This window comes from Oleidesulfovibrio sp., assembly GCF_047973035.1.
Classification (GTDB): Bacteria; Desulfobacterota; Desulfovibrionia; order Desulfovibrionales; family Desulfovibrionaceae; genus Oleidesulfovibrio.
In genome coordinates this window covers 1-24821 of sequence record NZ_JBKEBF010000015.1, presented here as the reverse complement: position 1 = coordinate 24821, position 24821 = coordinate 1, and the positions used below count along the sequence as shown (strand labels likewise).

At 51.7% G+C, this 24821-nt stretch carries 20 protein-coding genes, 1 tRNA gene and 1 riboswitch; of the genes, 5 read left to right on the top strand and 16 right to left on the bottom strand.

Annotation, left to right across the window (positions count from 1 at the left end; genetic code table 11):
- Positions 1-166: 166 nt before the first annotated feature.
- The 3 genes from ACK5LI_RS04305 to murJ form a co-directional block, all read right to left on the bottom strand.
- On the bottom strand, positions 167-1345 hold the full coding sequence (locus tag ACK5LI_RS04305) for an aspartate aminotransferase family protein (protein ID WP_416946581.1): 1179 nt from the start codon (positions 1343-1345) through the stop codon (positions 167-169).
- A 158-nt stretch (positions 1346-1503) separates the two neighbouring features.
- Positions 1504-2283 (bottom strand): alpha/beta fold hydrolase, encoded by a 780-nt coding sequence (locus ACK5LI_RS04300; protein ID WP_416946578.1) that lies wholly within the window; start codon positions 2281-2283, stop codon positions 1504-1506.
- 242 nt (positions 2284-2525) lie between these two features.
- The gene (murJ, locus tag ACK5LI_RS04295; RefSeq protein ID WP_416946576.1) at positions 2526-4112 is read right to left on the bottom strand and encodes a murein biosynthesis integral membrane protein MurJ; all 1587 of its coding nucleotides are present in this window, start codon (positions 4110-4112) and stop codon (positions 2526-2528) included.
- Between the two features lie 306 nt (positions 4113-4418).
- Positions 4419-4526: riboswitch (SAM riboswitch) on the top strand.
- Positions 4527-4710: 184 nt separating this feature from the next.
- Between murJ and ACK5LI_RS04290 the strand changes: the two genes are divergently transcribed.
- The gene (locus ACK5LI_RS04290; RefSeq protein ID WP_416946574.1) at positions 4711-4983 is read left to right on the top strand and encodes a hypothetical protein; all 273 of its coding nucleotides are present in this window, start codon (positions 4711-4713) and stop codon (positions 4981-4983) included.
- Positions 4984-5458: 475 nt separating this feature from the next.
- Here ACK5LI_RS04290 and ACK5LI_RS04285 read toward each other — a convergent pair whose 3' ends face one another.
- The 5 genes from ACK5LI_RS04285 to ACK5LI_RS04265 all read right to left on the bottom strand — a co-directional run bounded on the left by ACK5LI_RS04285 (position 5459) and on the right by ACK5LI_RS04265 (position 12256).
- On the bottom strand, positions 5459-5971 hold the full coding sequence (locus ACK5LI_RS04285; protein WP_416946572.1) for an HAD family hydrolase: 513 nt from the start codon (positions 5969-5971) through the stop codon (positions 5459-5461).
- A gap of 348 nt (positions 5972-6319) precedes the next feature.
- Positions 6320-7966: a chaperonin GroEL gene (gene groL, locus ACK5LI_RS04280; protein WP_416946570.1), complete on the bottom strand. Its 1647-nt coding sequence runs from the start codon at positions 7964-7966 to the stop codon at positions 6320-6322.
- Between the two features lie 49 nt (positions 7967-8015).
- Complete coding sequence (gene groES, locus ACK5LI_RS04275) at positions 8016-8303, bottom strand: co-chaperone GroES (protein ID WP_416946568.1); 288 nt, start codon at positions 8301-8303, stop codon at positions 8016-8018.
- Positions 8304-8673: 370 nt separating this feature from the next.
- Positions 8674-10038 carry a Na+/H+ antiporter NhaC family protein gene (locus ACK5LI_RS04270; protein WP_416946566.1) on the bottom strand — a complete coding sequence of 455 codons (1365 nt, stop codon included), beginning with the start codon at positions 10036-10038 and terminating at the stop codon, positions 8674-8676.
- Positions 10039-10306: 268 nt separating this feature from the next.
- Positions 10307-12256: an ATP-binding cassette domain-containing protein gene (locus ACK5LI_RS04265; protein WP_416946564.1), complete on the bottom strand. Its 1950-nt coding sequence runs from the start codon at positions 12254-12256 to the stop codon at positions 10307-10309.
- Positions 12257-12423: 167 nt separating this feature from the next.
- Between ACK5LI_RS04265 and ACK5LI_RS04260 the strand changes: the two genes are divergently transcribed.
- Entirely contained in the window at positions 12424-12828 is a 405-nt protein-coding gene (locus ACK5LI_RS04260) for a hypothetical protein (protein ID WP_416946562.1), read from the top strand.
- Between the two features lie 101 nt (positions 12829-12929).
- Here the strand turns inward: ACK5LI_RS04260 and ACK5LI_RS04255 are convergent, their stop codons facing one another.
- Positions 12930-13421 carry a YajQ family cyclic di-GMP-binding protein gene (locus ACK5LI_RS04255; protein WP_416946560.1) on the bottom strand — a complete coding sequence of 164 codons (492 nt, stop codon included), beginning with the start codon at positions 13419-13421 and terminating at the stop codon, positions 12930-12932.
- A gap of 123 nt (positions 13422-13544) precedes the next feature.
- The gene (locus ACK5LI_RS04250; RefSeq protein WP_416946558.1) at positions 13545-14972 is read right to left on the bottom strand and encodes a DEAD/DEAH box helicase; all 1428 of its coding nucleotides are present in this window, start codon (positions 14970-14972) and stop codon (positions 13545-13547) included.
- Positions 14973-15156: 184 nt separating this feature from the next.
- Here ACK5LI_RS04250 and ACK5LI_RS04245 point away from each other — a divergent pair, with 184 nt between their 5' ends.
- Together ACK5LI_RS04245 and msrA are read left to right on the top strand one after the other, a co-directional pair.
- Positions 15157-16134, top strand: a complete 978-nt coding sequence (locus ACK5LI_RS04245) for a phosphotransferase (protein WP_416946556.1) — start codon at positions 15157-15159, stop codon at positions 16132-16134.
- A 153-nt stretch (positions 16135-16287) separates the two neighbouring features.
- A complete protein-coding gene (gene msrA, locus ACK5LI_RS04240; RefSeq protein ID WP_416946554.1) occupies positions 16288-16926 on the top strand; it encodes a peptide-methionine (S)-S-oxide reductase MsrA in 639 nt (212 codons plus the stop codon).
- A 75-nt stretch (positions 16927-17001) separates the two neighbouring features.
- Here msrA and ACK5LI_RS04235 read toward each other — a convergent pair whose 3' ends face one another.
- From ACK5LI_RS04235 to ACK5LI_RS04225, 3 genes are all read right to left on the bottom strand, one after another.
- Positions 17002-18306: an NYN domain-containing protein gene (locus ACK5LI_RS04235; protein WP_416946552.1), complete on the bottom strand. Its 1305-nt coding sequence runs from the start codon at positions 18304-18306 to the stop codon at positions 17002-17004.
- 510 nt (positions 18307-18816) lie between these two features.
- Entirely contained in the window at positions 18817-21600 is a 2784-nt protein-coding gene (gene uvrA / locus ACK5LI_RS04230) for an excinuclease ABC subunit UvrA (RefSeq protein ID WP_416946550.1), read from the bottom strand.
- Positions 21601-21827: 227 nt separating this feature from the next.
- Positions 21828-22514, bottom strand: coding sequence for a DUF554 domain-containing protein (locus ACK5LI_RS04225; RefSeq protein ID WP_416946548.1), 687 nt, complete (start codon positions 22512-22514; stop codon positions 21828-21830).
- A 287-nt stretch (positions 22515-22801) separates the two neighbouring features.
- Here ACK5LI_RS04225 and ACK5LI_RS04220 point away from each other — a divergent pair.
- Positions 22802-22888 (top strand) — tRNA-Leu (locus tag ACK5LI_RS04220).
- A 254-nt stretch (positions 22889-23142) separates the two neighbouring features.
- Here the strand turns inward: ACK5LI_RS04220 and ACK5LI_RS04215 are convergent.
- From ACK5LI_RS04215 to ACK5LI_RS04205, 3 genes are all read right to left on the bottom strand, one after another.
- The gene (locus ACK5LI_RS04215) at positions 23143-23859 is read right to left on the bottom strand and encodes a hypothetical protein (RefSeq protein WP_416946546.1); all 717 of its coding nucleotides are present in this window, start codon (positions 23857-23859) and stop codon (positions 23143-23145) included.
- A 60-nt stretch (positions 23860-23919) separates the two neighbouring features.
- Entirely contained in the window at positions 23920-24081 is a 162-nt protein-coding gene (locus ACK5LI_RS04210) for a Com family DNA-binding transcriptional regulator (RefSeq protein WP_416946544.1), read from the bottom strand.
- A gap of 267 nt (positions 24082-24348) precedes the next feature.
- A partial coding sequence (locus tag ACK5LI_RS04205; RefSeq protein ID WP_416946542.1) for a hypothetical protein occupies positions 24349-24821 on the bottom strand: 473 nt, incomplete at its 5' end.

Genomic DNA, 24821 nt, shown 5'->3' with positions numbered 1-24821 from the left:
GGTCTGCGTAGCCTTACCGCAAAAGAGCTCTCAGCCAGACTGCATTATACTGAAAAATGCACGCAGTGGCAGCGTAAAGCATACGCCATGCCGAAATCCGACTCACAGTCGGCTCATAGACAAAAGAGTGTCACATGCGGAGCCACGCCGCTATGCATCCGCCAGACTACAACTCTTTTACCAGCCGTGAAAACGCTTCAAGAAACAGCTCAATATCCTGAGCAGCAATAGTCAGAGCCGGATCAATACGCAGCACTTGCGAAGCCGGACGATGTGCCACTATATACCCTGCCCTGACAAGACGTTCATGCAGAACAGCGGCACCGGCATGGTCTCCGTCATCAGTCAGTTCCACAGCAACCATAAGCCCACGCCCCCGCACCGCTGCAATCTTGCCTGACTCAGCCTGAACCGCTCGAAGCCCCTCCAGCAAGAGGGTCGAAAGCGGCTGCGCCTTTTCCAGCAATTCTTCCTGCCGAATGGTTGTTACTACGCTTTCGGCAACAACAGCGCCTAGCGGATCATTCTGATGAGACTGGGCATACGCAACGGGCCGTCCACCCAACCTGTCCACAACCCGCGCACCCATGGAGGTCACGCTGACGGGATAGCCATTACCTATTCCCTTGCCAAGCGCAACAATATCCGGCTGCAAATCGTAATGCTGAAAACCGAACCATGCACCAGTGCGCCCCACTCCCGTTGTGACTTCGTTAATCATCACATAACCATCCTGCGCAACCATCTGCCGGCCTATGGCAGCTAATAACTTTGCGGGAGGAAAACTCACCATACCGGAAGAACTTCCCGGTTCCAGCAAAAAAGCCCCGATCGACTCAAATGGGATGGAAGCCCAGCGTGCGCAATCAGCACCGCAATGCGCTGATGGACACCCCTCACAGCCGAACCAGTCAAATGCGACCCAACGCTCTGTCTCTTTTCCTGCGGCATCACCGTATGCACCAAAATACGAGTCCGCCATGGTCAAAATCTTCGGTTTATCCGACAGGGCACGAATAACCCGCAGGCCGTACTCAATGGCCTCACTGCCGGAACATAAAAAAACGCACTTCCCATCCGGATGCCCAGTCACGTTAAGCACTTCGGCAGCAGCTCGTTCTACAACTTGCGAAGTGTAGCAAAAGCCTACATGCGCTATCCGTTCCATCTGTTCGCTTATGGCTTTCTTTACTGCAGGATGACCATGCCCGACAGATGTACACCATACGCCAGCTTCAAGGTCGAGGTACCGATTTCCGGCAGCATCATACAATTCGCAATTATCAGCGCGAACTATTTCCGGCAGCAGCATAGTATGACCGGTGAAAGGGAAGGTGTACGTCATGGCAGGTGCTCCAAAGCAAAAATAAAATGAAAAGTGTTACATTCAAAGACGTTCAAGAGCATTGCCAATAGCACGTTGCTGATGCAACTGCCAGCACCTCATAGTTTACATACAGACGCGTCCTCTTTGGGGTGCCCGCCGTTGTATGGAGCTAGGGGCTAAGATTGCAGAGCCAGAAAGCGAGATACGTACATGCCTACAATCTGCTCCGCCTCTTTATGAACTTCGTGCCCTGCAAAAGGTATATTCAATAAAGCCGCACCGCTTACTTTTGCCTGTAAGGCCACAGCTTCCTCCACCGAAAACAGCGGATCATTATCGCCACGGATAATCAGTAAAGGAGCGGTAATCTGCGCCACCGTTTCCGCGGGATACCCTGACGGCCCATGATCAGTCCACAAATCCCGCACGGCAGCCAGCAAAGCATCAAAGTCCGGCTCCGGATTCCGGCTTTCGTACAAATCAAGTGCGTCTGGAAACATTTCCAGCCACATATTTCTATCTAAAGACTGAAGTAAAGGAAGCGACGGGTCATCGGGAGAAAGCCTCCACTGCGCGCCCAGCGTTATTATTCTCTTCACCGAATCAGGATGTGCAGCAGCAAGCCTGTAAGCGACAATTCCACCGTCACTGAACCCGACCACGGAAAACCGCTCTACGCCCAGATGCTCAAGAACAGCTTCGACATCATGCTGGTAACGTGCATACGAAAGCGGCTCTGATCCGAGAGTTGAACGGCCATGGCCCCTAAACTCCATGGCGATTACACGCATATCTTCAGGAATGCAGCGTACCAATTCCGCAATGTCGTTTAAGCAGCCCATGCCACCATGTAGCACTACAACAGTAGGCCCGTTTTCAGTACCGCTCGTTACGTAATTCAACGTCGCGTCCCCGACACGCAAAGAGGATCCTTTCATTGCAGTAAGTTCAGGCATTACAGTTCCTTTTTTTCAGGCGTTTTTGATAATTTTCCCACCACAGAAGAAGGCTCATTGCAAAAACAACTTCCGGCTAACTCAGGCCATTTCAGGCCCCTTCAGGTAAACTCAACCAAGTATCACTATACAGCTACGCGACTCCACGAACAATTAACACGCTCGCTCTTCAAACACAGGACATAAACAAAAAGCGCTGCAGCCACAGCCGCAACGCTTAAAAACGCAATGGATACAGAATACTAGCGTCGTAAAATTCTCTTCACAATTGAACCCAGCATCCGATTGGCCTCTGGTGCGACAAAATGCGCAGCAACCAGAAACACAATACCAAACGCCAGCCCGCTAGCTGCGAGTTCTGCAAAAGCATCCCACAGCGGATGTACCGGCTGTTTAAATAGCACCAGCAACGAACCGGAAGCTACGCCCATAGCCCACCAGCCAGCAACGGCGGCAGGCAGACAGGCAGACACCACCCGTAATGCGGATAGAGACATAGTGCTAAAAACCCCGCCGCCATACCTTCGGGCCCAGACCGAAGAAAGAATGACAGTGTACAACGCAACAGACAGACATCCGGCGATGGCTACACCGATAGCGCCGCCAAAAGCACCCTCATATTTCGCCAGCAGCCAGTAAGCGGGCAAGCCGCACAAAGTGGCCACCGTGCCTACCACAGCCGGTGTGACAGTGTCCTGACGTGCATAAAAAGCCCGCCCTACTACCTGTTGCACGCCCCACAAGGGTACAGCTGCCAGCATAACCATCAGTAACGGTGCTGAAGCCGCAGTCTGCAAAGCGGTAAAGCTGCCCTGCTGAAAAATAAGGCGCATGGTAGGTTCGGCCGCAACAATCATCCACACGGAAACCGGAATAATAACCAGCATGGTATTACGCAGCGCGGAACCCAACGTATCGGTAAAACGCTGCTCATCGCCGCTGGCGGCAAGACTGGCCAGAAATGGATAAGAGGCTACTCCGGCCGCCTGCGCAACCACACCTACCGGAACAAGCATGATACGCCGCGCATAGTTCAGCAGGCTTACTGCCCCCTCCCCTGCAATGGAGCCGAAAATACGTACAAATTGCTCATCCAGCACAACAACAGACTGACCTATCATCAGCGGCAATGCCAGCAGAGCAAATGTCCGAACACCCTTATGGCGCAGCACGGCAAAAAGCCTAAGCCCGCCGGAACGTACGGCCCAGAACGGCAATGCGAAACTTCCCAAAGCGGCCCCTGCCAGCACTCCCCAGCAAAAGCCTTCCATACCGGAGCGGATTCCCAAAAGTCCACCGCCGATAATACAGGCATTATAAATCAACGGGGTCAGCGCGGGCACGGCAAACTGTCGCCGCATATACAGCATTGCGGTAAAACAGCTTCCAGCCAGAAAAAATACCTGTGCCGGCAAAATGATGCGTAAAAAGTAGGCAAGGCGCGCACTTGAAGCAGCATCAAATCCGGGAGCGGCAATAACCGCAAGTTGCGGTGCTGCAATCCATGCAACACCGGTAAGCAACGCCGCAGAAAGTGTAATCCAGCTTGTCACGGCAGAAAAAAAACGCCAGCCGTCCTGTTCATCTTTTTCAAACCGTGCAGCCAGAAGCGGAATAAGCGTGATGGAAAAATATCCACCTGCAAGAAGGTAGTTTAAAAAATCAGGCACCACGAATGACGCAAAATAAATATCCGATTCAATTGTGGCCCCATGAAAGTACGAAATAACTTTATCGCGGATAAGGCCCATAAAGCGTGAAAGAAAAATACTGGCTGCCATAATGGCCGCAGCCAGTCCCATACGTTGCTTTGCAGAAAATATACTCATGCGTGATGACGCCTTATGCTTAAAAAATACAACTCAGAACGGCACAACCGCTTGCTGTGCCTGCGCAACAGGTTATAGCCCCAGCAACAAGTCTACTGCAAGCAACCCGTGCCCGATGCAAACCGGCTGACATAAAATTTGAACATTTTAAAGCTGTTGCCGGCAGGCAGACTGAGTACTCAACCACAGACAGTGCCACTTTAAACCAAAGCGTATTTCTTAGCACAACTACTATGTTTAACTGAAAAATCAGCTTTTCCGGATTTAGTGCTTGACTTTTTTATTGAGCTTTGCGAATCATACCCCATCTCATGCAGAGGACGAGAGGGATCTGGCCCGTTGACCGTCCGGCAACCTACCCGAAGGGAAAGGTGCCAATGCCAGCCACGGTGAGACGCCGCGGTGCCATGAGGTCGGACAGTTTCTCGACCATGTGCCCCCAAGCCTCTCACCACGGTGAGAGGCTTTTTATATGGGCACACAGTGCCGCAGGTGGGTGGATTTACGGAACTTGCACGCCCACGCAAAAAAACAACCATGCTAAAATCCGGAAGCAGAGCTTCCCGCCGCCTTAAAGGGCTGCAACAGGAGAAACATCATGAAGGATTATCTGGAACAAGTAGTTAACAGCAACGCGCAAGGAATCGTGTACTTTCTTTATCATGACGACTGCACGGCCAATATGCCGGACACGTATTCCGATCCGCTGGAACTACTGGGGGATATTGCCTTGCTGCGCCTTACAGAGGCTCAGTGCGGTGTTTTGCGTTCCATCCTGAGTGACGAAATTGCGGAAAAAGGTGCAGAAGCTGTCTGGCGCTCGCGTGCGTATCGCAAGAATATCATTCATTCATTCGGTAGAATCGTCTAGTACAAGAGCGCTTTACATACGCCTATGGCAGAGGGTCGACAGGAAGGTGCTGTCGGCCCTTGTCTTGTTATGAGTGATAATAATAAAATACATCAACAAGCTGAAGCCGCTCGTCAAACCGGCAGGAACATGTAAGCCAAAATACTTCTTATGGTGATTATCCATACTCATTATGGAAAAATACAGCCTGCTTAAGTTCTGCTGCGTAACTCACAAGAACTAAAAAAGAGGCAACACCACAAAAAGCCATTGCGGGCTTCACCCTTTTCGCTACCTAGCTGACGTTCTACGAATCTCCCCCCGCAACCTAAGCGAAACATGGTGCAACGGTGCAATTTCAAAAATTTACTAGCGCTACAGTCAGCTATCGGTAGCCATCAGGGATACTGAATGGAAAACTGTTTTACTAAAGGTTGCAACACCTGAAGCAGCCAACCAGACTGTGTAGAATGCATTCGCAAGCACCTTTACGTAACTAGCCGGTAACATCCGTAAAACCCAACCCTGCCAGCAACTCCGGCAGCTCACGAAAATCAAACATGGTAGTGTAGAGCTTGCCTTCCCGCCGTTCATTAGTGCGCCTGTTGAACCATACTCCTCGAATCCCCAACTGGTTTGCCCCCCAGATATCTGCCATGTAGTCATCACCTACCATGACAACTGATTCCGCTCGCAGGCCGAGATCACGCAATACATAATGCCAGAATCCGGGCTGCGGTTTAGGACGCCCCACAAGCCGAAAGGTATAAATCCGGTTAAGCACATTCCCAAGGCCCATCGTATCCAGTGAGACTCGCACTTCGGCTTCATCAGATTCGCCTGCATTGGAAGCCAGTCCGGTAACCCAGTACGGAGCCAGCGAACGCACAGTTGCTTCTGCATGGGGCGTAGCGGGGACTTCTGACCACCCCTGTTCTTTTCCCATGTACCACGGCATATTCTCCATCAGAGTGCCGCCCCAATCAAACAGTAGTGCTCTTTTGTGCATAGCTTAATTTCTCCCTGCTTCTCTCTGCCCTTACGTTTACTCATTCGTCAAGCGATGTTACCGCGCCGTATAGTATAGCAGAAAACCACAGAACTAAAAAACGTACCTGCATTTCCCCGCGTTTGCCATCAATAAGCATCACGCACAATGCAGCCCAATCCCCCGCACAAATGCCAAGTCCTTTTTATATTACACACCCATGCGCAACTACGCTAACAACTTAAGAATACCAGCTCGCCACCTGCAAACAGTCGCCACACACAGCACAGCCTGATTACAACAAACAAAAAAGGGCCGGAGCAAATGCTCCGGCCCTTACGGGTTCGGTTGGTGCGACCAGTCGTAAGACTAGTACATGCCGCCCATGCCGCCCATGCCACCCATGCCGCCCATAGCGGGAGCAGCAGGAGCGTCTTCTTTGGGCTTCTCGGCGATTGCGCACTCGGTGGTAAGCAGCAGAGAAGCTACGGAAGCAGCGTTCTGCAGAGCAATACGGCTTACCTTCTTGGGATCGATAACACCGGCAGCGATAAGGTCTTCGAACTCACCGGAAGCAGCGTTGAAACCGAAAGCGTCTTTGCCTTCCTTCACCTTTTCGCAGATGATGGAGCCTTCAAAACCGGCGTTAGCAGCAATCTGACGCAGGGGCTCTTCGATAGCGCGGCGGATGATGGTCACGCCTGCAGCTTCGTCGTCGTCGGCGGGCTTAACATCGTCAAGCGCCTTGGAGCAACGAACTAGAGCAGTGCCGCCGCCAGGCACGATGCCTTCTTCAACGGCAGCGCGGGTAGCGTTCAGAGCGTCTTCAACGCGGTCTTTCTTTTCTTTCATTTCGGTTTCGGTAGCTGCGCCAACGTTGATCACTGCAACGCCGCCAACGATCTTGGCCAGACGTTCCTGCAGTTTTTCGCGGTCGTAGTCGGAAGAAGTTTCTTCAACCTGAGCGCGGATCATCTTTACGCGAGCCTTGATGGCTTCGCCATCACCGGCACCGTCAACGATGGTGGTGTTTTCTTTGTCGATAACAACACGCTTTGCGTTACCAAGGTCGGCAACGGTAGCGTTTTCAAGCTTGATGCCCATGTCTTCGGAGATCACGCGGCCGCCGGTAAGAACAGCGATGTCTTCCAGCATAGCCTTGCGGCGCTCACCAAAGCCGGGAGCCTTAACGGCTACAACCTGCAGGGTACCACGCAGCTTGTTAACTACCAGAGTAGCCAGAGCTTCGCCGTCCACATCTTCAGCGATGATCATGAGGGGACGGTTCATCTTTGCAACCTGCTCCAGAACGGGCAGCATGTCTTTCATGCTGGAAACCTTCTTCTCGTTGATGAGAATCAGGGGATCGTCCATTTCGCAGACCATCTTTTCAGGATCGGTCACGAAGTAGGGAGACAGGTAGCCACGGTCGAACTGCATACCTTCAACAACGTCAAGGGTGGTTTCGAGGCCTTTGGCTTCTTCAACGGTGATAACGCCTTCCTTACCAACCTTGCTCATGGCTTCGGCAATGATGTTGCCGATGGTGGTATCGGAGTTAGCGGAAATGGTGCCGACCTGAGCGATTTCTTTCTGGTCACGGGTGGGCTTGGCAAGGTTGCCCAGTTCTTTCACCAGAGCTTCAACAGCCTTGTCTACACCACGCTTGATAGCCATGGGGTTACGACCGGCAGCAACCAGCTTTACGCCTTCTTTGTAGATGGCCTGAGCCAGAATGGTCGCAGTGGTGGTACCGTCACCGGCGATGTCAGAGGTCTTGGAAGCAACTTCCTTAACCATCTGTGCGCCCATGTTCTCGAACTTATCTTCCAGTTCGATTTCCTTAGCAACGGAAACACCGTCTTTGGTGATAACGGGAGCACCGAAGGACTTTTCGATAACTACGTTACGGCCTTTGGGGCCGAGGGTTACCTTAACGGCGTTAGCAAGTTTGTCTACGCCGCGAGCCAGTCTTTCGCGAGCCTTGGTATCAAAAATAATTTCCTTGGAAGCCATATTTCATCTCCTCCTGAAAAGGATAGGACTAAGTCTGTGGGAAAGTCAGTTACTGAATGATTGCGAGAATGTCGTCTTCGCGCATAACCAGATGATCAACGCCATCCAGCTTCACTTCGGTGCCGGCGTACTTGTTGAAAAGTACCACGTCGCCGGCTTTGACGGTCATGGGGATTACTTTACCGTCGTCAGCAGCCTTGCCGGGACCTACTGCAACAACTTCACCGCGAGAGGGCTTTTCCTTTGCGGTGTCGGGAATGAACAGGCCGCCTGCAGTCTTTTCTTCAGACTCAAGGCGCTTAACCAGCACACGATCGCTTAAAGGCTTCAGGTTCATACTTTCCTAACCTCCAGATTATTTAGCTCTTTTTGCCTATTTTTAGCAGTCGCCTTACGCGAGTGCTAATAGGAAGCAATGCATCCACCCACGTACATGCCAAAGCAGGCACGTTAAAAAACGGCATAAGTAACGCCGCTGATGAAGGCATCGCGTATAGTAACGTTGTACGCATCACACTGCGATGCTTGGCTGCAGTGGATAATAATCCCCCTTTTGTGTTTGAAAAGGGGGAAAATTGATTTTTTTTGGAGTTAATTTAATGAGAGAAGATAATATGCTATTTTTACATACATTTTTTAAAAAAATTTTCAAAAGAAAAGCCGCCCGGAATGAGCGGCTTTTCTTTTTTGTCAGGAGTATTTCCTGTTTAGGGCTTCAGCTTCGGCTTGCCGGAGATAATTGCCAGAAGACCTACGCCAGCCAGAATAAAGCAGTAATAGTTGCTGCCCACCACTTCCACTGGCGAAATGGCCGCGATGGAACCAGCCAGCAGTACTTGCGCTGCATAAGGCATAATACCCTGAAATACACAGGAGAATATGTCCAGAATGCTCGCACTGCGGCGCGGGTCGATGTTATTCTTGTCTGCAATGTCTTTAGCAAGGCCGCCGGTAAGAATAATGGCAACGGTGTTGTTTGCGGTACAGGCGTCCGCCACCGAAACAAGGCCGGCAATACTCAGCTCGCCGGTACGTTGCGGATTGCTCTTTGAGCCTTTTGTCAAAGCATCGATACGTTCCAGCAGCCACTTGATACCACCTTGAGTGCGGATAAGTTCACCCAGCCCGCCGATAAGCATGGAAAGAACCATGATTTCCTGCATGCCCTTAAAGCCGTTGAAAATATCCTGCGAGAACGTGAGCAGTGAATACTCGGGCAGAGTCAGCAGACCTACTGCGCCGGTAAACACAATACCTGAAGCAAGCACCACGAACACGTTCACACCGGCAACAGCCATGCCGAGGATGATAAGGTACGGCAGAGCCTTAAGGATGCTATAGTCGCCAGCCGTCTTTACCGCGCCATCAGCACCCAGCACCGCAAAGGCGACTACCGCCAGCACTGCAGCAGGCAGCGCGATATACAGGTTCACACGAAACTTATCTTTCATTTCGCAACCCTGAGTACGGGTTGCGGCAATGGTAGTGTCAGAAATCATGGAAAGGTTGTCGCCGAACATCGCTCCACCAAGCACAGCCCCCATAAGAAGCGGCAGACCGATAGTTGTCTGCTCGCCAACGCCGACTGCAATGGGAGCAATAGCGGCGATGGTTCCCATCGACGTACCCATGGCAGTGGAAACAAATGCGCCGATAAGAAAAAGACCGGGCAAAACAAATGAAGCAGGTACAAGGTCCAGCCCCAGATTTACAGTAGAGCTGACGCCGCCGATGGCAGTTGCGACAGAAGCAAACCCACCCGCGAGCAGGTAGATAATACACATGGTGATGATGTTGCTGTCGCCCACCCCTTCGATAAACACGGCAAGCTGCTTTTCCAGACGCTGACCGTTACGCACTTTGCCCAGTATCAGGCTGATGGCAATGGCAGGCAGAATGGCGACAGCTGCCGAGAGCTGGTAAAATGCCATATTGGTGCCATTGGCGGTCAGCACGGCACCGGTGCCTATAAATAATGCAAGGAAAAATAGTAGTGGCAAAAGTGCCACTGCGGATGGCTTATTCAAGGTGGTTTCCTCCCCGTAGAAGGTGCAGTGTGGTAATCCCTTCACCTCTTACCTTCCGGTCGACGCCGCCGGAACACTGCATTTAATGTCACACGCCGTAAATCACTATATCAAGCTAAGTTGATAAATTGATAAACGAGTCTTTTGCACCTGTCAACAAAAAGCCGCACTCGTATTTACAAGTGCGGCTTCATTACCCATTTTCGTAGCGCAGATACGAAAGCTCATATTACCAAAAGCAAATATACTTTTGGCATAACGCAGTTACCATGACCGGCAGGCCGTCGCCGTAACAACAGCATCAGGAAAAAAACTATCCGGCCTGTTCGTTCAACTCTGCAATGCGGTTTTCCACCTCTTCCCAGCGCGCCAACAATTCCAGCTGTTCTTCTTCAATGTCGGGCAGCCTGCTTGTCAGTTCATTAAACTTATCAGGATTGCTTGTGTACAATGCGGGGTCTGCCAAAACATTTTCCGCTTCTGCCTGCTCTGCTTCAAGAGCTTCTATCCGTTGCGGCAATGCCGCCAGCTCATCCTGCAATGCCTTCAGTTCGCGCTGCTCGTTAAAGGTCAACTTACGGGGCTTACCCGCCTGACGCTCCTTGGCAGCCTGCCTACGGGCTTCGGGGTCTGCTTTTCTGGTAGAATCGTCCTCAACCGGTTGAGGGCGCTGACGCAGCCAGTCATCGTAGCCGCCGACATATTCGTTCACCACGCCTCCACCTTCAAAAGCAATGGTAGACGTGACCACATTGTTCAAAAAGGCTCTGTCGTGGCTGACGATAAGAACGGTACCGGAATATTCTCCCAGCAATTCTTCAAGCAGTTCCAGCGTTTCAAGGTCAAGGTCGTTTGTGGGTTCGTCCATGACCAGAACGTTGGAAGGCCGCGCAAACAATTTTGCCAGCAGCAGCCTGTTGCGCTCTCCGCCGGAAAGCACCTTTACAGGCATCATGGTTCTGTCCGGCTCAAACAGAAAATCTTTCAGATAGCCGACCACATGCTTACGCACGCCGCCGATCTCCAGCGTGTCATTGCCTTCGGCCACGTTTTCCCGCACGCTTGCTTCATCATCCAGCACGTTACGCAACTGGTCAAAGTAGGCAACCTCCAGTCGTGTACCGTGTCGGACTGTACCGTTATCCGCCTGCAGATCGCCCAACAAAAGGCGCAGCAACGTTGTCTTGCCCGCACCATTGGGCCCGATAATGCCTACTTTGTCCCCGCGGGTCACAAGAACTGAGGCATCTTTAATAGTAGGCGGAGTCGCTGCTACGGCATCAGGCCATGTATAGGAAATACTCTTCGCTTCAATAACCAGCTTGCCGCTGCGCTCGGCCTCCTGCACCTGCATACTGACAGAGCCCTGCCGTTCGCGGCGCTTTCTGCGTTCATCACGCATAGCAATCAATGCGCGAACGCGGCCCATATTGCGTGTACGGCGGGCTTTGATTCCCTGACGAATCCAGACCTCTTCCTGAGCAAGTTTCTTGTCAAAATTCGCCCATTCTTTTTCTTCGATTTCCAGCTGGGCCTGTTTACGATCAAGGAACGTATCGTAATCACAACTCCAGTCGGCCATCTTACCGCGGTCCAACTCGATAATACGGGTAGCAACACGACGCAGGAATGATCTGTCGTGCGTAATGAACACCAGCGCACGGGAACGGCGCAGCAGGTATTCTTCAAGCCATGCAATGGACTTGATATCCAGATGGTTGGTAGGTTCGTCCAGCAACAACAGGTCAGGGTCACTGACAAGAGCACGGGCCAGCATGGCGCGGCGCTTCATACCGCCGGACAATTGGGCAAAGTCGGCATCAGGGTCGAGTTGCAGATGGTTAAGTGCGCTCAAAATATCACCATGCCGCTCCCAGCCTTCGGCTGCATCCATGGCAATCTGAGCCGCCTCTAAGGCTGTCTGGCTGCTATCGCTGCAAGATGAACGCATGGCCTCATGATAGGCTGCAAGCGCTTCTCCTGCTTTGCCCAATCCTCCGCACGCTACGGTGTATACATCACCGGTAATGCCTTGCGGAACGTCCTGAGCAAGAAAACCTATGCGTACGCCCTGCCCGCGGATTATCTGACCGGAGTCTGCCTGAATCTCTCTTGCAAGCAGCTTGAGAAACGTCGATTTGCCCTGCCCGTTACGGCCCATAAGGCAAACCCGTTCCCCCTGCTCTACCTGCACGGTCACTGCGTCCAGCAATTGCGGACCATATAAATTCAATAAAACATCGCGTACGCTGATAAGCGCCATAAAAACTCCTTTTCTGCCTCGAAACGCTTTTGTCCGGCGGGGGCGGTTGTAGCCTGTATCAAGGTAGTACGGCAAGAACTACCCGCTATAAAGCGCTTTACTCTTGCCGCAACACCGTCAACCGATTAGGATCAACGGGTAAATCATTTAATCAAGGAAGGCTTGCAATGACCACACACGAAGCCGGTTCCGAACGCCAGCGCCACCCTGTGGATGCTCTGGCTACTTTTTTAGAAGACAAAGCCCGCCATATACGCACCATCGAGCAACATGCCAACGAGGTTCTGCACGAACAAAACGATCAGGCTGGCTATAGAGCTTTGCTGAGTCAAAAGGCGGAACTGCTCGCAGCGCTGCCTGATGATGCGGAACATTACGTAACCGCATTACCGGACGCCATTGCCAGATCCGTACAGGAGCGGCTGAACCGCTTCGCCCTAAGTGCATCGAATGCACTGCGCATCGGTTCCATTTTTTATATGTCCGCCCTGCTGTATCCGGAGGATCACAAGCAGGGTGCGAAAAACGACCTCGAACTATACGCTGATGAGGTGCGCGACATCCGCTATTAATCAGATACAAAAAAACAGCGCGGTCTTCCTGTTACAAAAAGAGCCGCGCTGTTTTCTTTTATGCATAACCGGCAACGCTGCCGTTGCCCGAAAGCCTGCGGTTAGGAACGCATATTGATAAACTGCAAAGGTACGCCGCAATCATCTTCACGCAGTAACTGAATAACACTTTGCAGGTCGTCAATCTTTTTGCCCGTCACGCGGACCTGCTCATCCTGAATGGCAGCCTGAACCTTCAGCTTGGACGCTTTGATCTTTTTAACGATCTTCTGGGCAATTTCCTTGGAAATGCCGTCACGCACCGCAACCACCCGTTTTACCATCCCCTTTGAGGTCGGTTCGATCTTTTCAAAGTCCAGAAATTTGGGGTCCACTTTACGACGAACGCAGTTCGCCAGCAGCATTTCCTGAATAGCCCGCATTTTCATATCGTCAGATGATACGATGCTGATATTTGTAGCGCCCTTGTCAAAATTCAATTCGGTATTTGATCCGCGAAAGTCGTAGCGGGTATCAACTTCCTTCTTCACGTTGTTGACCACGTTATCCACTTCCTGCAGGTCAACTTTGCTCACTACGTCAAAAGACGGCATGGCGTACCTCCCATGGTTATTTTGTCACTGCATCCGGCCAGCTTGTTTCAGAGCTTCTGAAAACCGGCTCCGTCAGCGATGTTGTCATATTACGACTGGCTATACCAAATGCGTAAGGCAGCCTCAAGAATTGCCCCGACGCTTTCGCTGCGGTGCCAGCAGCTCCGGATTCATCACATATTGCCCCGGCCTTGGTTTCAGCGGAGCCGGTGCATCCTTGGGCACGATGCGGAAAGCGGGCTTTGCCGCATTGGGGTCTGGTTGTCCTTCCGGCACCTGACCGGCATGAGGCGCAACCTTTCTGGCAGCAGCCATCTGCTCTCTGGCGGCATCTTCCATCTGCTTACGGGCACGTTGCACACGGGGGGGACGAGGTTCGCGGCGCAGTTTTGCAGGACGGGCAGAAGGAGTTCTCTGCAATGCAGTATAGTCAAACCCTTCAATCCACCAGCGTTCCAGCCTGTCGTCCAGAACGCGTTCAAGCGTACGCACCAGCGGTTCGTCTTCTTCCGTCACAAAAGTCAGGGCCACACCTGAATGGTCCGCCCTGCCTGTCCTCCCCGCACGATGCACGCATGCCTCCACAGAAGGAGGAAAATCATAATTAATCACATAGCCGACCTGCGAGACATCGATGCCGCGGGCGGCGATATCCGTTGCCACCATTACGCGAAAGGTTCCGCGCCGGAAGCCATCCAGCGCAGCCTGCCTGCGCCCCTGTGACAGGTTGCCCTGCAGGCATGTGGCGGCAATGCCGGATTTACTCAGCTGCTGCCATAAACGCCGCGCGCCATGACGCGTGCGCACAAATACAAGCATGGACTGGTTAGCAAACTGTCGTACAACGTACTTCAAAAGCGGAGTTTTAAGATGCTGGGACACAGGGCACAGATAATGATCAACCGTTGAAGCCACAGCCTGCTTGTCTGCTTCAAGCGTAACAGGGCGGGTCATGCTCTCCTCTGCCAGTTCGCGCAGTGGCTGCGGCATGGTGGCGGAAAACAGCATAGTCTGCGAACGCTGGCGGGTGAGACGTAAAATTTCGCGCACATCGGTTAAAAAACCCATGTCGAACATCATATCCGCCTCATCCAGCACCAGCACATCGACCTGCGACAAGTCGGCATGGCCGCGCCGCACATGATCCAGCAACCTGCCGGGGCAGGCAAACAGCACATCCACACCGGCACGCAGTTGCAACGTCTGGGCATGCATGCCCACGCCGCCGTACACGGTGGCAAAACGCAACCGCGAATGCCTGCCCAGCATTCTGGCTTCATTATAAATCTGTGCGACAAGTTCACGCGTGGGGCCGACCACTAAAGCACGCAACGTTCCCCGCTCCGATTCCGGCTGGCACATCAGCCTGTTCAGCAAAGGCACCATAAAAGCCGCAGTTTTCCCTGTGCCTGTGGCAGCCAGGCCCAGAACATCCTTTCCGGCCAAAGCCGGAGGAATTGCCTGTTTCTGAATGGGGGTAGGCTGAACAAAACCACGTGCATCAATGGCTTCCAGCAGGCTGGTATGAAGTTGGAAACGGGAAAAACTCACAACAACTCCTGTGTTGGCAGATAGCATCCTGTACTGACGGGCAAAGAACATACCCCGACAGCCTGCAGGAATCAACGCGGTGCATAGTGCAACAGCCGGAGCGATTCTCCAGTTTTTTGTCTGGACAACAAACAAAGCATCAAGGCAATGTGTGCACGCTGGAACAACCAGTGAAGGATACACTATGAACGAGATTCTGACTCAATGGAATATATCTTTTGCAAGGGTCGCCGCAGAATACGCCATCCCCGGCAGCCCTGAGCGCTGCATAGAGCGCACAGTTATAGAAGACGTGAACGGAAAACTGTGGATGCTTGAAAGGCTTGCCGCATCTCAGGCTCGCCGCCGCGAAGAAATAGCCCGTATGCTCTCCGGCCTTGAACTTGCGGGAGTACCAGCTGTTGCGGCACCTGCCGCTTTGGAAGGAACAGCCCGAAATCCTGAACATCAGGCTTTTATTGCCCGCATAAAAGGTGCGGCGTGGCAGCTTACGCCGTTTATTCTGGGCACAGAGCTACCGCGCCCTGACTATATAGCCGACGGATGGCGCGGACATGCGGTAGCCTCGTTCATCAACCTTCTGCAACAGGCACGCAGTGTAACAAACGGAGTAATGCAGGCTCCCACTCCGCCGCTGGACAGGTATATCGCCTCCCTCATGCACGTTATCGAATCCCGCAGACCGCACGTATACGCCCGACTGAAGCCTCTGGCAGGTGCCACACAGGTTGCTGCGACAACCACACACCGCGAGGCTCTGGCACACGGCGACCTGCACCCGATCAATATTATATGGGGACAAGCACCCACCCCTGACGAGCCATGTGAAAAAGGCCTGGCCGGCATTATCGACTGGGAATTCTGCGGGGTGAAAGATGTATTGTACGATGCGGCTAACTGCATCGGCTGCGCAGGCTTCGAGCATCCCAGCGCACTGGAAAAAGACTTTGTACTGGCGCTGACTGCCGATCTTTTGCGGGATGGCGTGCTGACAGCGCAGGAGGTCAAAGCATTGCCGCTACGCATTGCCGCACTACGGTTTGCCTGGGTCAGCGAGTGGCTGCGCCGTAACGACGACGAGATGCTTGAAATGGAGATCGAATACATACACATATTGCTGCAACAGACGGACCGTCTGGCTATGCTCTGGAGCAGCCAATAGCTGCAGCTTTCTTTACTGCTGAATCATGCTATAGTGAACGTACCCTCGGTTTACCGCAACTACCCATGCCTTTTTGAATCGGAGCTGCGGAATGGAGGCATCCATGCCGTGCTTTTGTAAAAGCAGCAGGCGCTTCAGCTAAAGGACTCAGTTATGAAATACAGCACGACTCTATCAGTAATTACAGCAGCATTTGCACTGCAACTTTGCATTGCCTCCCTCGCAGTAGCTGGACAGGCTCTACCGGAAAGCCCCCCGCCGGGGCTTGCTTATGCAACCTTTGCAGGGGGATGTTTCTGGTGCATGGAATCCCCCTATGACAAAACAGAAGGTGTCGTGGAAACCATAGCCGGATATACCGGCGGACATGTAAACAGCCCTACATATAAACAGGTTTCCGCAGGCTCAACAGGTCATTATGAAGCTCTCAGGGTGGTGTATGACCCCCAAAAAGTCAGCTACCGCAAACTGGTAGACATCTTCTGGCGAAATGTTGATCCATACGACAGCAGCGGCCAGTTTTGCGACAAGGGCGAGCAGTACCGTGCCGCAATATTCTGGCATACTCCCAGCCAGAAAGCAGATGCAGAAGCATCTATCAAAGATTTGCTGTATACTAAAAGGCTGACACAGAAACCTGCCACAGAGCTGCTGGAAGCGCAGACCTTCTGGCCTGCTGAAGAGTATCATCAGGACTATTACACCAAAAATCCGCTGCGGTATAAATTCTACCGGTACAATTGCGGACGCGATGCCCGGCTGAAGGAAGTATGGGGCGAGGCTCCTCACTAACACAAAAAACAGGCCGGAGAGAACACCCTCCGGCCTGAACAATTTCTTTTGACCAAGCAACAGCCCGATTACAACTTATCGTTCTGCATCTTCGTCGATACAGCAATCACCGGAAGATCCCTCTTCCTGCTGACCAGCACACTTCGGATACAACCAGGACATAAGCATATACTCTTCTTCTCTGGTCAGATGCCAATTGCCCAGCATAAGCATATCATGCGCATTTTTTATTGCCGCTTTTGCCATTTCCTTCACGTTTTCACGGTGGAGCTGGCCGTATTTGTACCCCCCGCGGGCAATGCCTACCAACAGCCAGTTTACATGCGAACGCGCAACAGGCAAGCCCTTGGATGAACAACGATCACGCACGTTACGCGAGGTCTGCGTTAAAGAAAATTCATTCTCCTCCAGCTCATCGGCAATACAGTGCAGCAGACCGATAAAATGTTCCGGCATTAGCACAGGATGATCTGTCTTACGGTGTACCCTTTGCGCAAATTCGAACATTTCAGGATATTTATTCCTGAAAGCCACGATATTTTCATCTTCTCTGGGCGGTTCGTGGCGGATGGGATCATACAAGTATCCGGGTACCTGCTGCGAATGCGTAAACTCGGTAAGATTCATACGCTCCAGAAACGGCATGAACTTGCCTTCGCCCATCCAGTCCTGATCTAGCCCCAGCTCTTTGCGCACCATATAGGCAAGTACTGCAAGCGGAACAGGTTTGGGCTGCTTCTGCATGTACTCCCGTACGAGCTGCGCACCCCGTCGGGCCATCTCATCAATATCATCCTCTGCGGGTTTGACAACCTTGGCTACGGGTTGCTCGACCTCCTGATCTCTTAAGGCTTCACCGATAAACATATCTTCGCGAATGCGCCATGCACTGGCAGCCGCATATGCAGGCGAGGTAAAGCCGACAGAAAGTATCAGTGTCTTACGGGCATGTTCCCGCAGGCGGATAAGCAGCGGCGTAAAATCCGCATCTCCTGAAAGGATGATGAACTCGTCAAAATAGGTCGGGTGAGACAACGCATCCAGAGCATCAATTACAAGATGTATATCTGCACTGGTCTTGCCTTGTTTGGTAAGCGGAGGACAGTCAGTCACACTGAATGCTGTTCTTACAAAGTGCGGTCTGAATTCCTGAAAAATTTGCGGATTAAGATAACAGCAGCGTTTTAGAATCCGTCGCCTTACCCCGTCGCCATGCAACATACGCAAAGCATGAAACTCCAGCCAGCGCAGCCAGCGTTGAGGGTCTGTGGCAAACAGATAGGCATACTGAGGGTCCTGTTCAGCCAGCCTTGTATAGATATTGTCAAAGTCTACAAACAGTGCACTATACACTTCTTTAATAGAACCGGAAGTTCTCATCGTCACCCCGCAACAACAAAAAAATCTAATGTTACAAAACAATAAACAAAGAGGGTATGCTTATATCAAAGCATATGTACCCCGCAAGCACGAAACTAAAGACCAGATATAACATTATTTGTCATTCATCACAAACCATCACGACAACATGGCGTTTGACTATATTATTCCGCCGAAACTAAGACCTCTATCTATGGCTCTGCCGGAAAGCACTCAGGCTATTGCAGCATGCTTGATCACCGTGCAACATATCTAACACATAATAGTCCATTTCTGTTGACATATCTATATCGTGGCGATCGCTTGCTCTCTGATAATTACAAAATAATTAATAGTAATAATACCCATATACGCATCAAAAGCACGCCCCCTACATAGCCCTAACAATATATAAAATAAATAATAAATAAGCATTTTTAAAAGTATATAAAAACGCCCGCAACGAACCAAAGTCCGTTGCGGGCGACAAACGTCATGCAGCCAGCCTTGCCGGCAGTACGATACGCGGCGTTATACTTTTTTCTTGTCGACCGTTACCGCAGCTTCATGCTGCAAAAAGCTTCCGGTTACAGACTCAGGGTCTTTCATAATTGCTTCCGGCGTACCACTGGAAACAATGCGCCCGCCGTATTCTCCACCGCCGGGCCCAAGGTCGATCACATGGTCAGCCGCCATAATCACATCGGTGTTATGCTCAATGACTACCACGGTAGCACCCTTGTCCACCAGTTGGTGCAGCACCCTGATAAGCTTACCCACTTCGTGCATATGCAGGCCCGTTGTAGGTTCATCCAGAATGTACAGCGTACCCGGAAGGCTGCGCTTTCCAAGTTCACGCGAAATCTTGATACGCTGTGCTTCACCGCCGGAAAGCGTTGTCGCGGGCTGACCAAGACGAAGATATTCAAGTCCCACGTCTTCCAGCACGGCAAGGCGTCGTTCAAGCGCCGGATAGTTTTCAAAAAACGCCTTTGCCTGACGGACGGTCATGCCCAGCACATCGGCAATATTAAGCCCCTTATAGCGCACTTCAAGGGTTTCGTGGTTATACCGTTTGCCACCGCATACGTCGCAGGTGACATAAATATCAGGCAAAAAGTGCATTTCCACACGAATCTGCCCGTCACCGCCGCAAGCCTCGCAACGTCCGCCGCGTACGTTAAAACTGAAACGGCCCGGCTTGTATCCGCGCTTGCGGGCATCAGGCGTCATGGCAAAAATATTACGGATTTCATCAAATATTTTTGTATACGTTGCGGGGTTTGAACGCGGGGTACGCCCGATAGGTGTCTGATCAATAGCGACAAGGCGTTCAATACTATCAAGCCCGTCAATGCCGCGAATCTGCCCCGGGCTATCGACTTTAATGGACTGGTGCAGCGCAATGTGCTTGTACAGCGAGTCCACCACAAGAGAGCTTTTACCTGAGCCGGAAGGGCCGGTAACGCAGGTAAGCGCTCCAAGCGGAATTTCACAATCGATATCCTGCAAGTTGTTTGTGGTTACACCTCGCAACACGATGTTCCCTGTTCCCGTACGCCGTTTTTCCGGCAGCGGAATGGACATTTCACCGCGCAGATAACGGGCGGTAAGCGAGTCAGATTCGCTAAGCAACTGCTTTACCGTACCATTGAAAACAATCTCGCCTCCCAGCATACCACTGCCGGGGCCCAGCTCAACCACGGTGTCTGCTTCAAGAATTGTGGCTTCATCATGCTCCACAACCAGCACGGTGTTGCCGCGCTTCTGCAGATTTCGCAGCGTACGGATAAGGCGTTCGTTATCTTTGGGATGCAGCCCTATCGAGGGTTCGTCCAGAACGTACGTTACGCCCACAAGACCAGAACCAAGCTGTGACGCCAACCTGATACGCTGCGCCTCACCACCTGAAAGCGTGGACATGTTCCGCCCCAGAGAAATGTAGTCGAGACCTACATTCTCCATAAAGCCAAGGCGGTGAGTCAGTTCTTTCAGCAAAGGCTCGGCAATGATGGCTTGCGACTTTGCAAAACTACGCTGCCCCAGCCATTCCAGTGCGCGGGAAATGGACAAAGAACAAAATTCAAAAATATTCAGATCATCCACGCGTACAGCAAGCGACTCCGGCTTGAGGCGGGCTCCTTCGCAGGCCGGACACGGACGGGACTGGCGATAGCGCGAAAGCTCATCACGCCACTGTTGGCCAAGGTGCATGCCACGTTCAAGCAAAGTAACAGCACCCGGCCACTCGGCACCTTTATCACCGCTGAAAAGCGCATCCCATGCTTTTTCGCTATACTCGCGAAACGGGGTATCCAACGTAAAACCATGCGCTTTTCCCAATGTTTTCAACGCACTTTCGTAGCGTTCCAGCACCTTGGGATTTTTCCACGGCAACAAGCCCCCTTTGGCGAGTGAAAGTCCTTTGTTCGGGGCCAGCAGATTGGATTCAAAGTAATCCACACTACCGATACCGGAGCATCGCTGGCAGGCGCCCTGCGGACTGTTGAAGGAAAAAAGCTGCGGGCTGAGCGGAGGCAGACTGATTTTGCAGGTAGGACAGACAGATTCTGTACTGTGAATCTGCTCTTCTCCGCCAATGACGCTGATAATAAGACGACCTTCACCGAACTTCAGTGCCAGCTCGACAGAATCGGCAAGGCGACCGCGAATTCCATCTTTTTGAACAAGTCGGTCAACCACCAGATCAATATTATGTTTTTTGTTTTTTTCCAGCTGCGGCACTTCATCCAGAGTCATTATTTCACCGTTCAGCCGGATACGCACAAAACCCTGAGCTTTCAGTTTTTTCAGGCGGTCAGCATGGGTGCCCTTCTGATGTTCCACAAGCGGAGCCATGACCATAAACTTGGTGCCCTGCTCCATGGCCAGAATATCAGCGATGATTTCATCCGCAGCACGAGCCGCAATAGGCTTGCCACATTTAGGGCAATACATAGTGCCCAGACGAGCATAAAAAACACGCAGGAAGTCATATACTTCTGTAACGGTACCCACTGTAGAACGCGGATTGCGGGTGGTGGACTGCTGTTCCAGCGAAATGGCGGGAGAAAGCCCCTCTATCTTATCCACATCCGGCTTATCCATCTGCGGCAAAAACTGACGGGCATAAGCTGACAGTGACTCGACATAACGCCGCTGCCCTTCTGCGTATACAAGGTCAAAAGCAAGGGTGGACTTGCCGGAACCGGATGGTCCGCACACAACCACAAGCTCATCTCTGGGGATATCAAGCGTCAGGTCTTTAAGATTGTGCTGACGGGCGCCTTCTATATGAATGCAGGGTTTGCTCATTATTACTCCGTGTTGGCAGGCTGAATGGCATGCTGCAATTATCTGCCGGACGTTTAATGATAATGTCTCCCATCAGAAGTGCAAGGGAATGAAAAAAAAACTGCAAATAAATATGCAACACAGCGTGGTTTAAGCCCTTGCGGCTGTCCCGTGCTTGAAAACCACAAAAAACACCCGCGGCAATGGCCTTGCCGCGGGTGTTTTTCAATAACGCTGAAACTTGCAGGTTACATAAAAAAGTATGCAAGCACACCTGCATACACAAGCGAAGGCAACAGGTTGGAAAGCGGAATGCGCTTGATATCAAGAAGAGCCAGCGAAATTCCCAAAATCATCAGTCCGCCCGTGGCGATAATTTCATTCATCATCGCAGGGGTAAGCAGTGGCTGCAGAAAACCTGCAAAAATAGTCAATGCCCCCTGATACAAAAATACTGGCACAGCAGAAAAAATAACCCCCGAACCAAAGCTTGCCGCAAGCGGGACAGAGGCAAAACCATCAAGAATAGACTTGGTGAATAAAAGCGTTTTATCCCCGCGCAGAGCTTCATCAAAAGGTCCAAGAATTGCCATGGACCCGATGACAAACAACAGTGTGGCAGAAACAAAACCATCCACAAAGCGGGCATTGTTTGATTTCAGGCGTACTTTCAGCTTTTCACCCAGTTTATTCAGCCCTGCCTCAAGCTGGAGCAGTTCTCCTGTAATACCGCCTAGCAAAATACTGAACACCAGAATAAGCGGATTCTGTGTTTTCAGCGCCATCTGCATACCGATTACCATGGTAGCCAACCCAAGGCCGGAAAATACAATCGCGCGCACACGCTCAGGAAGCCTGTTACCCAGCAAAATACCAGCAAGGCTACCAACCACAATGGCAATCAGGTTAACAAGCGAACCGGTAGGAAAAACCACAGCACAAACCTCACTAAAAAACGCCAGAAAGATACACTCCGGCACTTGTGCCGGACGCGCTGCATAATGGAAAAGTGTCTACTAGCGCACTGCGGCTTGAAAATAAACAATTATGTAAACATAAAAATGCTAAAGGATGCCCGAAAAGCCTCTCCCCCAACGTTGCAATCTCCTGTTTTGGCAAGTTTCTATTTGTGCCCAACAGCGTTCTTCGTTTTATCACGCTTTTTTCCATCAAATTGTTGACAGCTCCCCCCTGTCCATCCTATTAGAACCATCTCGCAAATGCCGGGGTGGTGGAATTGGTAGACGCAGCGGACTCAAAATCCGCCGGGAGCAATCCCTTGCGAGTTCGAGTCTCGCCCTCGGTACCAGAAAAAATGAATGGGTTGCAGCTAACACGCTGTAATCCTTTTGTTTTTTAAAATATATTTCTTGCTGTTTCGGGTCAATATGACCACCAGAAGCCCTATCCGCGTCAACTGGGTCAAACTGGTGGGTCAAAACCAGCCGTCATACCGGCAGGAATACCCCATGTAAGGCGGCGCGCGATTTGGCATTCCGTAGCATGTAGCTTGGCACTAAAAAGGCAGCTTCTCCAGATCGAAAAAGCTGCCTTATTTACATTTTATTGAGAGGCTGGTTTGGGGTAAGGCTGAATGGTCTTATTTAGGCGTTTCATCCAGTCACGTTTCAGAAAGTAAATATAGCGGAATTGACGGTAGCTGTGCTTAGCAGCCCGGTGCAGGTTCGCTTGCAAGTGCAGCCCCCGCTTTACGTCTTTTCGTGTTACCAACATGTTATGGTAAAATTCCCCATCCAGTTCGTAAAAGTCTGTGGTGTGGCATCCGCAATATAAAAAGTTTGCGGCCTGATAGACTACTCCTAGCCCTTTGCAGCGTTCATCCGCAAAGCTTTGTATCCAAGCAACACTAGGGCAAGCTCGCCGTATATATTTAATTGTGTAACTAAGCGCTCGGCTTTCGCTGTTTCGTGGGGCATGGTCGCTTAACCACATACGGTTCAACTCCATGTATTGCCCTTGCACAGTGCCCTGTACAATGGCTCCGGCGCGGGCCGGCTGTAAGGCGTAACCAAGTTGCAAAACCCCTTCCAGTGCTCCCTCTAAATATACCCCCAAATGCAGGTATGAGTTATTCACAACTCTATGTGAGTAATGAAATTGGGTGATTATTGACCTTGCATCTTTGCTTGGAAGCTGTGCGACATAAAAAGAGCTGCACCCAAAGCCCTGCGGGCCTGTTTTGCCTAGAATATATCCTGGGTTAAGTGTCTGCGGCGGCAAATACGCGCTTAACTTAGGCGGATGGTATGCTTTTGCCATAAGCTATTTCTGAAGCTCATGGCTTTCTTATGCTGGCGCTCTGGGCGCTCAATAGGTGTATTACTTACGCCAGCTACTCTTTTGGGAAGGACGGCGGACTACCACTTTCTGCATCGTGATAACCAAAACAGCTCCACAACGTGGGCAAACAGTTTCAAGGTCAGCAGCCGTACCTTTCGCTAACAGCCGATTACAACATTCACAGCGAATTTCTTTTCTCATTTTTTCTTGTCAGTTGGCTTGGCCCTTGGGTACAACCCTGCTTAGTCTGATCAGACGACTGGAGCAGCGGGTTATCTTTCTGAATGGTTACAGCCATTCAGGGGGCCGTGGTGCGATGGGCTAACATCGCGCCAGTGGGGGTGTTGGTGCACCCCCGCCTGTTCCTTATGGTGATTCCGGCTGTGCAGTATGCGCAGCCGGTTTTCTTTTATCTTCGCTATTTGATTGTGAAAGAACGGTGAGCATCGGCAATACCGATGCCGTGGATTACGTCGCAACCGAGCCTTGAGGCTCAGGCAACAAAAACACCGGATTAAGAGTTGTAATTGCTTCCACCGCTTGAGCATCATCCATGTTTTTGGTCGCTTCCAGCGCATCCTGATAAGCCAGCCGCTGGCCTACCACATGGCCCGACACAGCCACCCATGCCGTACGGTTGGCGAGGATGCGAGAGGCAAGGTCTGCCAGTGGCATGCCACGCGCGGTGGCAATGGCACGCACCAGCGGTGCGGGTGCGTCCGGATTCGCCTGCAGGGCATCGGCTTCCGCCGCCTGCTGATCCCATGTCTGGCGCTCCAGCGCGCCGTATTCGGTAGCCAGTCGGGTCAGGATTGTTTCTGCCCCGTCGCGTATTTCCGCCTGCTTTGCCGTGTACAACTCCGCACGGGTAGGGGCAGGCGGTGGGGGGGGAGTCACAGCAACAGGATAGCCGTTTGCATCTGGCCGGATGATTTTACCCT